The sequence below is a fragment of the Nocardia yamanashiensis NBRC 100130 genome, assembly GCF_001613325.1.
Classification (GTDB): domain Bacteria; phylum Actinomycetota; class Actinomycetes; order Mycobacteriales; family Mycobacteriaceae; genus Nocardia; species Nocardia yamanashiensis.
On sequence record NZ_BDCD01000012.1, the window covers coordinates 23,628 to 37,918 of the forward strand.

The window sequence follows — 14,291 nt, forward strand, 5'->3', positions numbered from 1 at the left end:
GCGGAGGGGCGGAACGCGTCAACAATAGCGGCTGACTCATTCGAGACAGGTGTTACGGGGTCACTCTCGGGGAGGATTCAGGGACCTCCCGGAGAACACTCAGGGTCGCGCGAGATGATCGGCGGCCGAACGGAATCGCCCGCCCCGAGTAGCCAGCAACCGTTCGGTATCGGCTGCGACGGCCGCACCGTCACCGGCCGGATCGATCCCCGCGCGCAGCATGGCGCAGGCCCAGCGCAGCGGTCGCAGCTCGAATTCCACGCATTGCGAATCGACTTCGGCGGCCAGTGCGCGGGCCCGGTCGAGATCGCCCGCCACGGTGGTCGCGGCGGCCAGCAATAGCCGGGATTTCACCCGGTGACGCTGCGACGGCGCGCGTTCGGCCAGCGCCAGCGCCGCTTCGGCGTGTCCGACGGCGGGATCGGGATGTGCCCGTTCGCAATCGGCGAGCGCGCCGGGCGCGGGCGCGGCGATCAAACCGGATCCCGGTGCCGACAGCGCGGTTTCGGCACTCACCCAGTGCAACCGGATCCGCTGCCGCCACGCCGTGCCCGGATCCGGGAGATGAACATCGAGCTGCTGGCGGCAACGTTCGAGCAGCCGGGCGGCAAGGGCCGGGCGCGCGGTGCCCAGGGCATCCGCGGCCAGGCCCGTCAACGCATCGCAAACCGCCTCGGCACGAGCCGCTTCCAGCGCGGGGGTGACGGGGGTGCGGACCGGGCCGGGCAGCACCAGGGCGGCGGCTCGCCCATCCGAGACAGCGGCGTAGCTGTGCCAGCCGAGTTGGCGCAGCAGGGAGCCCTCGGTGCTGTGGGTCAGCGAGCGCAGGACCGGATCGGTGGTGGCGCGGCGGGCGCGGCGGAGTTCGGCGCGGGCCGCGGCATAGTCCCCGACACCACCCAGGGCGACGGCGCGCAGCCAGGATTCGGCGGGATTCGCGGGGGCGGGCAATCCGGTGGCAGCGCGCTCGGGGGTGGCACCGAAGGCGGTGGCGGCGAGCACGGAGTTCACTTCGGGCACAGGCACAGCCGCACTGTAACCAGTGCCGCTATCGGGCATTCACGCCGCCATAGCATAGATCGCCAGCTATCCCGCAGCATTCACAAGCGGCATTGTGTTTCCACTCGGTAAATCTGTGCTCGCTATCGGCTAGCACGCCCGTAAGAAATTCGTATGGCGTTTCGCGCTATTAACCTGCGCGCCTCGGAGTGGCCATCTCTACCCTACTCAGTGCGGAGGGCGCAATGCTCGAGATCACTCGGGCCCATGGTGGCGCATAGCCGACATTGATCGCATTCGAGTTCGAAAAGCAAGTTCTACCAGGCCTTTTCGCCAGTCCGATGGGCTATGACTGCGATCCGGGGCTCCTGGGCAACCGATCAGTATCACCACAGCGGGGGTACTTTGTAAATAGAGAGGATGTTAATTCTCTAATGCGCTGGTATTTGGATCGCCGCGGGACAAACTATTGACTCGATTTCGTTCCCCGACCTAACGTACGTCATCGTCATCGTCGGTGCCGTACGAAATTGCGGCGGCGGCGAAGTGCGATCGCCGGGTGCCGGCGATGCGGCCCACTGTTAGCCACAAGCACCGCTCGACAATGCCGACGAGCTCGCACCATAAGGAGTTCACATGCCTATGCCGACCCACCTCCCTGGTCCGAACGCCGATGTCTGGGATTGGCAGATGCGTGGTAGCTGCCGGGGCCAGGACTCTTCGGTCTTCTTCCACCCGGACGGCGAACGCGGCCGCGCCCGTTCGCAGCGCGAGATGCGAGCCAAGGAAGTCTGCCGGGCCTGCCCCGTGCTGCTGCAGTGCCGTTCGCACGCGCTGAAGGTGAGTGAGCCCTACGGCATCTGGGGCGGAATGTCCGAGACCGAACGCGAGATGCACGCCCGCCGCAACCGGCGCCGGGTAGTGGCGTAGGCCAACTCTCGGGACTCTCAGGGGCAAGCCCCTGAAACCCCGATGACCGGACAGGGACTGCCGGGGCAAGCCCTCGAAACCCCGACGACCGGACAGGGACTGCCCGGGCCCAGGCCCCGGGTGCGGGGAACCCCGATCAGAAGCGCAGACCGTCTTGTGACGGCTGTGCACCACCGAGGCGATCGGGGCGCACGGTGCTCGTTACCGCTGAACACAGCGGTGTGATTTGCAATTTCCTCCCATCCGTGCGCCCCGGCGCGCCGAATGTCTAGCAAACAACCGGCACTGCTCCGGCAGCGATCGGTTGTGACCGGCAAGGCCTGGCGTGCGTCGGCGTGTCTCTCGGATCACGATTCGGGCGAGTCGGTACAAAACGGAAAATCGCTGTGCGACAGTCGTTTTGCCGATACCCCCCACCGAGAGGAGGTCATAGCGGCACGCTACCCTCGTGGCCGATGACACAGAACGGAGCGTTGTGACAACGCGGCCGCCGGCCGCAGAGGGCGACTCGTTCCAGAGTTCGAGGAACGAGCGGGTGGCGACGCCCGACTCTGCGATCACGGCACGCGCAGCCGAAAGCCTCGAACTCGCCGCACTTCTCGAACGCTGCGGGCAGTCGGATCAGCAGGCGTTCGCCGAGCTGTACGACCGCACCAGCGCTCGGGTGTTCGGCCTGGTCCTACGCGTCCTACACGATCCCGGTTACGCGGAGGAGACGACCCAGGAGGTCTATCTCCAGATCTGGCGTACCGCAGCCAACTTCGATCCAGCCAAGGGCTCCGCGGTCACTTGGCTGATGACGCTCGCCCATCGCCGCGCGGTGGATCGCGTGCGCGCCGAGCAGGCCCATGCCCTGCGCGAAGTCGCCTACGGCACCAGCACTCTCGGTAACGAATTCGACGAAGTCACCGAAGAAGTGGGTCGACGGCTCGAGCAGCAGGCGGTCCTGGCCGGTCTGGCCACGCTGACCGAGACGCAGCGGGAAGCCATCTCGCTCGCCTACTTCGGCGGCCGGACATATGCCGAGGTAGCGGCGTATTTGGGCGTAGGATTACCGACCGTTAAGTCCCGTATTCGGGATGGACTGACACGACTCAAGAAAAGTTTGGGAGTGACGTGAGATGAACGAAAGCCAGATCGATCTCGCGGCCGCTGTCGCGCTCGGATCGATCGGCGACGAAGATCAGCGCGCAGTGGCGGAGTTGCTCGACACCGATGACCCGGTACTGCGCGCCGACTTCACCCAGGAAGTGCAGCAGACCCGAGAAGTCCTCGCCCAGTTAGCTTCGACGGTGGCCACCGCGCCGCCGCCCGCCCTTCGCGACCGTCTCCTCGCCGCCATCTCCACCGACCCGGCGCCGTCCACCGCGATCCACCACTCGCCCACCGCTTTCCGCCAGGGAAACGGCCGCAGCACCCCTTCGCTACGAGACTGACCTCGCCGCATCGCCGAGGTTTCGGTCGCCCGCCCGGTCCGTTCAACCGCTCCGGGCGGGAGCGGATTCGTTAGCGGAAGTAACAAATTTCGATGGTGCATCGACAGCCTCCGCAGAGCACGGAATTCGTGCTCGCGTAGAGGAGATTGATCGAATTGCAGACCATCGGTACTCACGGATTCCGCGGCATCACGGCACGGGCCGTCATCGCCGGCACCCTCCTGCTCGCTCCCCTGGCCGTTTCCGCGCCCGCGCTCGCCACCCCCTGTCAGCCGAGCGATCTCAGCTGCAACGGCGGCTACGGCGCGGACGGATACGACTCCTCGGGCCGTGACCGGTCCGGCCGGGATCGCAGCGGCTACGACAGCGGCGGCTACGACTCGTTCGGCCGCGATCGCTCCGGGTACGACCGCAGCGGTTACGACACCTTCGGCCGCGACCGCTACGGCTACGACCGCAGCGGGTTCGACTCGTTCGGCCGGGACCGCTTCGGCTACGACCGCAGCGGCTACAACCGCCAGGGTTACAACCGGTCCGGATACGACCGGGAGGGCTTCACCGCGAACGGCTGCGCCCGGGACGGCAACGACCGGCCGGAGGCGGATCATGCCGCATGCGAGGAACTGCGCAACAAGCCGCGGGCATCCACCGGCAGCTCGTAAGCCGGACGCCGAAATGACAAGGCCCCTGGACGGATTCGCGTCCGGGGCCTGCCGCGTTCCCGACCGCACCGCGCCGCCGAAATCACTTGTGGCCGACTGCTAGGTTGGTGACCGGACACATCGGGTGCGGGGGAAAGCTGTGATGGCATTGCGGGCATTGCGCGAGTTCGTCGCGGCCGAAACCGAACCGGCGGAGATCGAATCGTTCACCGGCGGCCACGGCATCCTGCTGCCGCCCGAGGTGCGGGCCGAGATCGCCGAGATCCAATCCGGGAGCACCCGCGCGGAACTGACCGCCGGCGTCGTATCGCTGCGCAATCTCATGCCCGGCGCGGACCTTTTCCACACCGCGCTGCTGGCCCTGCTGTGCGGCACCATGGTCGAGAACGGAGCCGATCCGGGCGCGACCATCGACGCCACGCTGGAGCTGCTGGTGCGCCAGCTGGACGCACTGGCCGAGGATCCGGACGAAACCACCCGCGCCGCGAGCCGATTGGCGATTCCGGCGGCCATGACCATGCTGTGCCGGTCCAAGGAGACCCGCAAACGCTGGCGGGCGCACCCGGAGGTGATGGAACGGCTCGACGATCTCGAGCACAGCGAGCTGGTGCCGTTCTTCCTGCGCGAGGTGTTCACGCTGCACGACGATCTGGATCTGCTGGTGCTGGACCGGAACAATCGGCGCGCCTTCGAATTCCGGCTGATCGGGATGCGGGATCGGCTCTATCACGGCTATGCGCTCTTACAGGACGCCTTGCTGCGCCATACCGGGCCGGGATATCTGAATGCCGAACCGGTCGATCCGGCGGCGGTGCGATATGCGCGCAATCACGGTCTGACGCCGGAGGATTACGCGGCGGCGCCGAAGTTGCTGGATTATCAGCGCTTCAATTTCGCCCCGCCGGGATTCATGTTCATGCCCGGATCGGCATCGCCGGCGGAACTGCCGGTATTGGACGGCACACCGCTGCTCCTCGTGGAACCCAAGGGCATGCACCTGCAATGGCGGCCCTCGAACATGTATCCCGTGGTGCACGAAGCCCTCGAGGCCTCCTGCGAGCTGGTGCGCGAACTCGATCGCGAGCAAACCGAGAGCCTGCTCGGCCGCCTCGGACTCTGAACCACCGCCGAAACGACAAGCCCCCCGGACATTTCCGGTGTCTCCCCCGGATGACGAAGCCCCCGGACGGTCACCCGTCCGGGGGCTCGTTCAGCTACCCCGCGTCACCGCGGCGGCCGCTCGCTCAGTGCGAGTGCCCGTGGTGGCTGTGCTCCGGCTCCTCGGCCGGCTTCTCCACGATGGCCGACTCGGTGGTCAGCACCATGCGCGCCACCGAGATGGCGTTCTCGACCGCAGAACGGGTCACCTTGACCGGATCGATGACGCCCTCGGCGACCAGATCGCCGTAGGTCAGGGTGGCGGCGTTGAAGCCGTCCTTGCCCTCGGTGACCTTGGCGACCACGACCGCGCCGTCGACGCCGGCATTGGTGGCGATCCAGTACAGCGGGGACAGCAGCGCCTGGCGCACGACCTCGACGCCGACCGCCTCGTCGCCGGACAGCGAGTCGCGCAGCGCGCCCAGCTGCGCGGCGGCCTGCACCAGCGCGGTGCCGCCGCCGGAGACGATGCCCTCGGCGACCGCGGCCTTGGCGGAGGACACGGCGTCCTCGACCCGGTACTTGCGCTCCTTGAGCTCGGTCTCGGTGGCCGCGCCGACCTTGATCACGGCGACGCCGCCGGCCAGCTTGGCCAGGCGCTCTTCCAGCTTCTCGCGGTCCCAGTCGGAGTCGGTGTTCTCGATCTCCTTGCGCAGCTGGGAAACCCGCGCGTCGATGGCGTCCTGGGTGCCCGCACCCTCGACGATGGTGGTCTCGTCCTTGGTGACGACCACGCGGCGCGCCTTGCCCAGCACGTCCACGCCCGCCTCGCGCAGGGTGATGCCCAGGTCCGGGTTGATCACGGTGCCGCCGGTGACGATGGCCAGGTCGTCCAGGAACGCCTTGCGGCGGTCACCGAAGAACGGGGCCTTCACGGCGACGACCTTGAGGGTCTTGCGGATCGCGTTGACCACCAGGGTGGAGAGCGCCTCGCCCTCGATGTCCTCGGCGATGATGACGACCGGCTTGCCGGACTCGGCGATCTTCTCCAGCAGCGGGAGCAGATCGGGCAGCGAGCTGATCTTGTCGCGGTTCAGCAGGATCCAGGCGTCCTCCAGGACGGCCTGCATGGTCTCCGCGTCGGTCACGAAGTACGGGGACAGGTAGCCCTTGTCGAACTGCACGCCCTCGGTGATGGCGACCTCGGTCTGCAGACCCGAGGACTCCTCGATGGTGACGACGCCGTCCTTGCCGACCTTGGTCAGCGCCTCGGCGACCAGGTTGCCGATCTCCTCGTCCCGCGAGGACACGGTGGCGACCTGCGCGATGGACTTCTCACCGGAGACCGGGGTGGCGGCGGCGTGCAGGGCGGCGGCGACCGCGTCGGCGGCCTTGCTCATGCCCTTGCCCAGCACCATCGGGTTGGCGCCAGCCGCGATGTTCTTCAGGCCGCCCTTGATCAGCGCCTGCGCCAGCACAGTGGCGGTGGTGGTGCCGTCGCCGGCGACATCGTTGGTCTTGGTGGCGACGGACTTGACCAGCTGCGCGCCCAGGTTCTCGAACGGGTCCTCGAGATCGATGTCGCGGGCGATGGTCACGCCGTCGTTGGTGACGGTCGGGCCGCCGAAGGCCTTGGCCAGCACCACGTGCCTGCCGCGCGGGCCGAGGGTGACCTTGACGGCGTCGGCGAGCTTGTCGACGCCGCGCTCCATGGCCCGACGCGCCTTCTCGTCGAACTCGATCTGCTTTGCCATGTGTTACCTACTCCTGAAATGAGTTGGGGGAGAACGCACTCCGCCCCGGGCCGGAGCTGATGTACAGCGGCGACGCCGGGGCGAGAGGTGGTCGTTCCCTACTTGGTGACGACGGCCAGCAGGTCGCGCGCCGACAGGATCAGGTACTCGCTGCCGTTGTACTTGATCTCGGTGCCGCCGTACTTGCTGTAGATGACGACGTCGCCTTCCTTGACGTCCAGCGGGATGCGCTTCTCGCCGTCCTCGTCCCAGCGGCCGGGGCCGACGGCGATGACGGTGCCCTCCTGGGGCTTCTCCTTCGCCGTGTCGGGGATGACCAGGCCGGAGGCGGTCGTCGTCTCGGCCTCGTTGGCCTGGACGAGGATCTTGTCCTCGAGCGGCTTGATGTTCACGCTCGCCACAGTGAGCCCTCCACTTTCAGGGGATTCTTCTCGTCCGAAGCGGTTGCCTCGGACGCACGGTTTCGGTCTGACCGACTCTGTGCAATCAGCCCCGTCGTCGCGGGTGCCGGGACTCCTGCGCAGAAGTCGTAGCTGGCACCTGAGCACAACAACCAGTGCCGACTAGCACTCTATACATGTGAGTGCCAGCGCTCAAGGGCGGGCTCTGCTACCGCGACTGTACTTACAAATGCAATAGCGCAGGACAACCGGGTAATCCCGCTGGACAACGCGACTCGCCGGGCGACCGGGCAGGGATTCTGAGGGCTTCCAAAGAAATCCGAAAATCTGTAACGTTCGGATAACGGATTGTGACACTATTGACGACGGCCGCGCGGCAGACCCGATCGGACCCCGTCAGCGCACCGCCGAGAGTTACATAAACGCTTCACCCCGCTAACTGTGCGGCATCGTCCGTGCAGGCATGAGACGAGAGCAAGACCGCAGTTGATCACCGGCTGGTCCCGACGCCCCATCGGACAAGGGTCCGGCCTGATCCGTAGCTCGGAGTCGTCCGTTACCCGCAGGATGCCTCCGCAGTCCGTTCGAGATGGCCGGTTACACCGGGGCCATCCGCTCGAAGGGAGGTGAACATGCGAACATCCCTCGGCATATCCGCCGGGAGCGAGGTGGTGTGCTCGGCAACCGTCGCCACCGCGCCCAACGGCGCCCAGCACTTCGACTACCGGGTCGTCACCGCCGACACCGCCCACTCCGATCTCGGTGATCTGGTGGCGTCCTCGATCGAGTTGATGACCACCCAGATTCCGCGCGAGACCGTGCACCCGGTCGGCGCGCACCCGATCTCCCGCAACGGCGCGCATGGCGATCCCGAACCGAGTCCGCCCGGCGAGATCGCGGTCGCCTACCGGGACCGGGAACAGGCGCAGATCATCCGCTCCGCCATCGGCCGCCAGCGCCACAATGTGAAGCTCATCCCGGAGAGCACCGCGGCGCTCGCGTTCCTGCGCCACACGGGCCTGCTGGACCGGTACGAGACGGTCGCCATCATCGACCTCGGGGCCACCGGCGCCACCGTCACCGTGGCCGACCACGCCGACGACACCGTGCTGCGCTCCGAGCGCACCGGCGTGGTCAGCGGCAACGCCATGGACGAGCTGATCCTGCAGCACCTGCTGGACTGCCATCTGGCCCGGCGCGGCACCCGCCCGAACCGGGGCATGCTGCTCAATCGCAGCCGCGCCGCCAAGGAGCACCTGTCCATCGCGCAGGCCGTGACCATCGACCACGTGGCCGGGCAGCCGCTCAAGCTCACCCGCGTCGACTTCGACGAACTCGTCGCCGACCTGCTACGCGAGCTGGCGGTATTCGCCCGCGGCGTCTTCGCCCGGGCCCCGAAGTTCCCGGAGGCCGTCGCCGTGCTCGGCGGGGGCGCGAACACCCCGGCCGTGCTGGACAGCCTCGAAAAGCAGCTCGACGTACCGGTTTTCACCGTTCCGGAACCGGAATCGGCGATCGCCAAGGGTGCGGCGCTGGTCGCCGACACCACCACCCCGGCCACCTTCCAGGTGATCAACAGCCTGGGCTCGGACGCGCCGGTCGGCACCTTCACCAAGCTCGCGGGCACGCTGGCCGGGGCCATCGTGGTGGTGGGACTGATCGTGGGCTACGGGATCAAGGAGATGATCCCGGAACCGCAGGGCACCAACTACTCGCCCACCACCACCGGCGCCACGGTGCCGGTGAATCCCAGCGCGCCGACCACACCGCCGCTCACGCCGACCACCGCCGGGCAGACCCGCGGGACGGTCAAGAACACCGTTCCGTCCACCGCGCCCGCGACCGGGCCGAGCGCCGCCCCCAGCGGCAGCCAGACCACCGCTACGACCGTCCAGCAGCCGCCGCTGCGGCCGGATCCCGATCTGCCGCAGATTCCCTTCCCAGCGGACCTCCCGCGCATTCTGGGGCCGCTGCTGGGCACCCCGCTGCCGACCACCACCGAGAGCAACACCGGCGGTTCCACCACCACCGGCACCACCGCACCGAGCACCACCAACCGGGCCAATACCGGTTCCGGCGGGGGCGGCACCACCACCCTGGTCCGCCCGACCGACTGAACCACCGCATCTCACCGCGACCGAGGATCGATCCCCCGGTCGCGGTCGTATGTCCGGGGTCCGCCCGGCGTGTCGTTCATCCAGGCCCCTGCATCCCCGGCCCGGATCGCCCGCGCTGTGCCACAGTCGAAGGATGGACGATTTCTACGGCAGCAGGGTGGATGCGCTCGAGGAGATCTGGGGAGTGTGGGCCGAGCTCGGGGCGGGGCTCGACGAGAAACAGTGGCGGACCGAAAGCCGTTGCCCGGGATGGGATGTGGCGGCCTGTTACGCGCATCATTCGCTGATGCCGGTCGCCTTCGACAGTCAGGTGGAGCTGCCGGAGCCCGGCGCGGTAGGACGGGTGTACACGGCGGCCGAGGCGCTGCGGGGTTTCAACGAACCGGACGGCCTGGCCCATACGCTGGCCGATACCGTCGCGGATCAGGCTGCCGCGCAATCGGTTTCGGTCGAACCGCAGGAGCTGACCGACCGGTTCCGGGTTCGCGGGGCGAACGCGGTGCGCAAGCTGCGCTCGGCGCCGCCGACGGTGGTCGCGCCGTGGGGTTCGACCGGGCGCATGATCACCCTGAACGAGGGTGTGCGAATCGTATTGCTGGAAGCCACGATTCACCTGCTCGACGTGCTGCGCGCCCTCGAACTCCCGCCCGAACTCATCCCCGCCCGCGCGCTCACCGAAACCACCGCACTGCTCGCCGAGATGGCGCCGGCCGTCGATTTCATCGAAGCAGCGTCAGGTAGGACAACGGCCTCACCGTTCCCGATCCTGCGCTGACCCTCGTCAGATGCGGCTGACCGAGACCGGAAGGCCGGGGTCGGTGGCCACCGTGAGCTCCGAAGGCGGTGCGCCACCGGCGATCACGTGCGCACCCAGGGTGGCGATCATGACACCGTTGTCGGTACACAGCCGCGGCTTGGGCACGCGCAGGGTGATACCCGCTGCGGCGCAACGCTCCTCGGCCATCGAGCGAATACGGGAGTTGGCGGTCGCGCCGCCGCCCAGCACCAGCGTGTCCACGCCGACATCCTGCGCGGCGCGCACGGCTTTCATGGTGAGCACATCGGCCACCGACTCCTGGAACGACGCCGCGATATCCGGGATCGGCAGGTCCCGGCCCTCGCGCTGGGCGGCCTCGACATAGCGCGCCACCGCGGTCTTCAACCCGGAGAAGGAGAAGTCGTAGCGCGGATCGCGCGGACCGGTCATCCCGCGCGGGAAGTTGATGGCGTGCGGATCACCGTCCGCCGCAATGGAATCCAGCACCGGACCGCCCGGATATCCGAGCCCGAGCAGCCGCGCCACCTTGTCGAACGCCTCACCGGCGGCGTCGTCGACGGTGCTGCCCAATTCGGTGATGGGCTGCGCCAGATCGGTGACCTGCAGCAGATGCGTGTGCCCGCCCGACACCAGCAGCGCCACCGCCGGCGGCATCGGCCCGTGCTCGAGGGTGTCCACGGCGACATGCCCGCCGAGATGGTTCAACGCGTAGAACGGGATATCCCACGCCGCCGCATACGCTTTCGCGGCCGCCACGCCGACCAGCAGCGCCCCGGCCAGTCCGGGGCCGATGGTCACGGCCAGCGCGTCCGGCTTGGCGATGCCCGCCGCGGCCAGCGCCCGGCGCATGGCCGGCACGATCGCCTCGAGGTGCGCGCGCGACGCGATCTCCGGCACCACGCCGCCGAAGCGCGCGTGCTGATCCACGCTGGAGGCCACCTCGTCGGCGAGCAGTTCGCAGCTGCCGTCCGGCCGCCGCCGCACGATGCCGACTCCCGTTTCGTCGCAGGAGCTTTCGATACCCATGACGATCACGACAAGACCTCCGTCGTCCCCATCGAAGATCCGTTGACGTCCTGCGGGAACCCGGCCACCGCGGGCTTGCGCATGGTGTACGCGTCCGCGCCGCTGGGCTGGTAGTAGTTCTTGCGCAGCCCGATGATGTGGAAGCCGTGCTTCTCGTACAGCGCGATGGCGGCCGCGTTGTCGGTGCGGACCTCCAGGAACACCGGCCCGCCGCGCTTCCCGGCCTCGGCCAGCAGCGCCTGCAGCAACAGGGTGCCGATACCGCCGCGATGCAGATCCGGATCCACCCCGATGGTGTGGATCTCCGCCTCCGGATGCTCCGGATCGCCCAGCAGCGCGATACCCGCGTACCCGAGCATGCGATTGTCCTGGTCCCGCGCGGTGATATAGCGATTGTGCGGTCCGGCCAGCTCCGACAGGAACGAAACCTCGTGCCAGGGATCGTCTTCCGGGAAGAGCACCTGTTCGAGCTGCGCGCAGCGAGTCACGTCGGACGGCCGCATCGGTTCGATGCGGAGGGTCATCGGCCCACCTGCGCGTAACTCTTCTCCACGGCGTCCGGGCGGCGCAGATACAGCGGCACCAGCGGCTCCGGCGGGGTGCCGGCCAGCAGCTCGCGGGCGGCGCACCGCACCAGCCCGGCCGGGGACGGCGTCTCGACCGGCAGCACCGGCAGATCGAAATAGTCGACATGCGAAGCGGATCCGGCGATCAGGTTGGCGGTGCCCTGATCCAGATCGGCGGGCTTGCTCACCTCGGGGCCCTCGACCCGGCCCTCGGCGCGATAGCGCGCCCAGTACACCTCGCGCCGGCGGGCGTCGGTGACGACCAGCAGCTCGATCGGTTCGTCCTGCGCGCGGCCCGCGATATAGGTCTCGGTATCGGCGGCGATGGCGTCCAGGCTGCACACGCCGTACACCGGCACGCCGAGCGCGTCACCGAACGCGGCGGCGGTGGCCATGCCGACCCGCAGACCCGTGAACGGTCCCGGCCCGATCCCGGCGACCACGGCGTCGATGTCCGCGCGGGAACGCCCCGACTCGGCCAGGCAGGCCAGGATCTGCGGGGTCAGCACCTCGTTGTGCGCGCGAGCGTCCACGGTCACTTTCGTGATGACCGTGGTGATTCGAGGAGTCGTCCCGGGGTCCGCCGGTTCCAGTTCCACCAGTCCCGCCGTGACAGCGGGCGTCGCGGTGTCGACAGCCAATATCAACATGATTCCCTCAACAATACCGTTCCGCCTCTCCGCGACTTCAGCGCCCAGCAGAGAGCCGTAGCTGGGATTTGCACGCGTGCCGGCGGTTGCGTGCCGAGACTATTTTGGGCGTGCCCGGGGAGTTACCCCGATTCTTGCGAAATCAGTTGTCGCGTTTCGGGTAAAGGGCGTGGGACTGTTCTATGGCTCAGCCTGCGGCTGCTACCCATTCCCATTCGACTGTGCGGATATCGGATTCGGGTTCGCGGCGGAGTTGGACTCGCAGATGGCGGTCGGTCAGGTGTTCTGCGACACCCAAGCCCCATTCGACCACCACTACGGCGTGGTCCAGGTCGGTGTCCAAATCGAGGGCGTCGAGTTCGTCGAGGTCGCCGCCCAGCCGGTAGGCGTCCACGTGGACGAGGCCGACCGCACCGGGATGCGGGCCGGGCCGGTGCTGGCGGGCGATGATGAAAGTCGGTGAGCTGACTCGGCCTTCGACGCCGAGTCCGGCGGCGATGCCGCGGGTCAGGGCGGTTTTGCCGGCGCCGAGGGGGCCGTCGAGGATGATCAGGTCGCCGGCTTGCAGGTGGGCGGCGAGTTCGCGGCCGAGGGCTTCGGTGTCCTCGACGGTGGCCAGCAGGCGGTGACCGCGGGCGTCGATCATCGGGTGCCGCCGATGTGGGTGCGCAGGACGCGGCCGCGGGGAGCGCAGACCACTTCGTAGTTGATGGTGCCGAGGGCGGTGGCCCATTCGTCGGCGTGCGGCTGGTGGGGTTCGGCGCCGAACAGGACGGCGGTATCGCCGGCGGTGATCCCGGCCGGGTTGTCGCCCAGGTCCACGACCAGCTGGTCCATGCAGATGCGGCCCACATTGGGATATCGCTCACCACCGATCTCGACGGTGATGCGGCCGCTGAGCGGACGCGGGACGCCGTCGGCGTAACCAGCGGGAATCAGGGCGACGGTGGTGTCGCGGTCGGCGTGCCAGCGGTGGCCGTAGGAGACGCCCTCACCGGCGGCGACCTGCTTCACCAGGGCGATGCGGGCGCGGAAGGTCATGGCGGGGCGCAGGCCGAAATCGGATATTTCCGGCATCGGCGACAGGCCGTAGATGGCGATGCCGGGGCGGATCATGTCGAAGGCCAGGTCCGGGCGGGTCAGTGCCGCAGCCGAATTCGACAGGTGCACCAGTTCCGGCGGCAGGCCGTGCGCTTCGGCGGCGGCGATGTATTCGAGGAACCGGTCGCGCTGCATATCGGTGGCCGGATGCTCGGGCTCGTCGGCGACCGCGAGATGCGAGAACAGCGCCCGGAATCGCACGGTCTGCTCACCGACCAGCTGCTTGAGGAGTTCCAGCACGCGCGGGAATTCGGTCACCGAGGTGCCGTTCCGGTTCAGCCCCGTGTCCACCTTCAGCGAAACCGTGGCTTGCCGCCCGAGCCGCCGCGCCGCCTCGGCCACCGCCTCCAGATGCGCCACCGACGACACCGCGACCTCGATATCGTGCTCGATCGCCGCCCCGAAAACCGCGTCGGATGCATTGAGCCAGCACAGGATCGGCGCGGTGATCCCCGCCTCCCGCAGCGTCACCGCCTCCGCGATGGTCGTAACCCCCAGTTCCCGCGCCCCCGCCGCCAGCGCGGCCCGGCCGACCTCCACCGCCCCGTGGTTGTATCCGTCCGCCTTCACCACGACCATGACCGCCGCGCTCCCGGCGTGCTCCACCAGAATGCGCACATTGTGGGCGATGGCATCCAGATCGACGAGCGTCTCCAACTGCGGACCGGCGTTGTTCACAATCCCGATCCTGCCATCCGCGCCGACGCGATACGGATCACACCCGCTCCGAACCGAACCCTGTTTTCCACGTGACTCCCAGCCACCGGCTCCGC

At 68.2% G+C, this 14,291-nt stretch carries 15 protein-coding genes; 7 read left to right on the forward strand and 8 right to left on the reverse strand.

Annotation, left to right across the window (positions count from 1 at the left end; translation table 11 throughout):
- Positions 1-99: 99 nt before the first annotated feature.
- A complete protein-coding gene (locus NY1_RS12915; protein WP_084534916.1) occupies positions 100-1,026 on the reverse strand; it encodes a hypothetical protein in 927 nt (308 codons plus the stop codon).
- A 609-nt stretch (positions 1,027-1,635) separates the two neighbouring features.
- On the opposite strand from NY1_RS12915, the gene NY1_RS12920 reads away from it, so the two are divergent.
- From NY1_RS12920 to NY1_RS12940, 5 genes are all read left to right on the forward strand, one after another.
- Positions 1,636-1,929, forward strand: a complete 294-nt coding sequence (locus NY1_RS12920) for a WhiB family transcriptional regulator (protein WP_067711670.1) — start codon at positions 1,636-1,638, stop codon at positions 1,927-1,929.
- Between the two features lie 535 nt (positions 1,930-2,464).
- Positions 2,465-3,049, forward strand: a complete 585-nt coding sequence (locus tag NY1_RS12925; protein ID WP_067711675.1) for a sigma-70 family RNA polymerase sigma factor — start codon at positions 2,465-2,467, stop codon at positions 3,047-3,049.
- Between the two features lies 1 nt (position 3,050).
- Complete coding sequence (locus NY1_RS12930) at positions 3,051-3,365, forward strand: RskA family anti-sigma factor (protein ID WP_233434315.1); 315 nt, start codon at positions 3,051-3,053, stop codon at positions 3,363-3,365.
- Positions 3,366-3,511: 146 nt separating this feature from the next.
- Positions 3,512-4,027, forward strand: a complete 516-nt coding sequence (locus NY1_RS12935; RefSeq protein WP_067711677.1) for a hypothetical protein — start codon at positions 3,512-3,514, stop codon at positions 4,025-4,027.
- A 142-nt stretch (positions 4,028-4,169) separates the two neighbouring features.
- Positions 4,170-5,147, forward strand: coding sequence for a hypothetical protein (locus tag NY1_RS12940; protein WP_067711680.1), 978 nt, complete (start codon positions 4,170-4,172; stop codon positions 5,145-5,147).
- A gap of 124 nt (positions 5,148-5,271) precedes the next feature.
- On the opposite strand, the gene groL is transcribed toward NY1_RS12940, so the two are convergent.
- On the reverse strand, positions 5,272-6,879 hold the full coding sequence (gene groL, locus NY1_RS12945; RefSeq protein ID WP_067711683.1) for a chaperonin GroEL: 1,608 nt from the start codon (positions 6,877-6,879) through the stop codon (positions 5,272-5,274).
- Between the two features lie 98 nt (positions 6,880-6,977).
- The gene (groES, locus tag NY1_RS12950) at positions 6,978-7,280 is read right to left on the reverse strand and encodes a co-chaperone GroES (RefSeq protein ID WP_033086015.1); all 303 of its coding nucleotides are present in this window, start codon (positions 7,278-7,280) and stop codon (positions 6,978-6,980) included.
- 632 nt (positions 7,281-7,912) lie between these two features.
- Here groES and NY1_RS12955 point away from each other — a divergent pair.
- Complete coding sequence (locus NY1_RS12955; protein WP_157762190.1) at positions 7,913-9,397, forward strand: DUF7159 family protein; 1,485 nt, start codon at positions 7,913-7,915, stop codon at positions 9,395-9,397.
- 133 nt (positions 9,398-9,530) lie between these two features.
- Positions 9,531-10,172 (forward strand): maleylpyruvate isomerase N-terminal domain-containing protein, encoded by a 642-nt coding sequence (locus NY1_RS12960; RefSeq protein WP_067711689.1) that lies wholly within the window; start codon positions 9,531-9,533, stop codon positions 10,170-10,172.
- Positions 10,173-10,178: 6 nt separating this feature from the next.
- Here the strand turns inward: NY1_RS12960 and tsaD are convergent, their stop codons facing one another.
- The 5 genes from tsaD to alr form a co-directional block, all read right to left on the reverse strand.
- Positions 10,179-11,210: a tRNA (adenosine(37)-N6)-threonylcarbamoyltransferase complex transferase subunit TsaD gene (gene tsaD, locus NY1_RS12965; protein WP_067711691.1), complete on the reverse strand. Its 1,032-nt coding sequence runs from the start codon at positions 11,208-11,210 to the stop codon at positions 10,179-10,181.
- Positions 11,207-11,725, reverse strand: coding sequence for a ribosomal protein S18-alanine N-acetyltransferase (rimI, locus tag NY1_RS12970; RefSeq protein WP_067711694.1), 519 nt, complete (start codon positions 11,723-11,725; stop codon positions 11,207-11,209). Before rimI ends, tsaD begins: the two co-directional genes overlap by 4 nt.
- Entirely contained in the window at positions 11,722-12,417 is a 696-nt protein-coding gene (gene tsaB / locus NY1_RS12975; RefSeq protein WP_067711696.1) for a tRNA (adenosine(37)-N6)-threonylcarbamoyltransferase complex dimerization subunit type 1 TsaB, read from the reverse strand. The genes rimI and tsaB overlap by 4 nt, the downstream gene beginning before the upstream one ends.
- 187 nt (positions 12,418-12,604) lie before the next feature.
- On the reverse strand, positions 12,605-13,063 hold the full coding sequence (gene tsaE, locus NY1_RS12980; RefSeq protein ID WP_067711699.1) for a tRNA (adenosine(37)-N6)-threonylcarbamoyltransferase complex ATPase subunit type 1 TsaE: 459 nt from the start codon (positions 13,061-13,063) through the stop codon (positions 12,605-12,607).
- Entirely contained in the window at positions 13,060-14,196 is a 1,137-nt protein-coding gene (gene alr / locus NY1_RS12985; protein WP_369690433.1) for an alanine racemase, read from the reverse strand. Before alr ends, tsaE begins: the two co-directional genes overlap by 4 nt.
- Positions 14,197-14,291 lie beyond the last annotated feature (95 nt).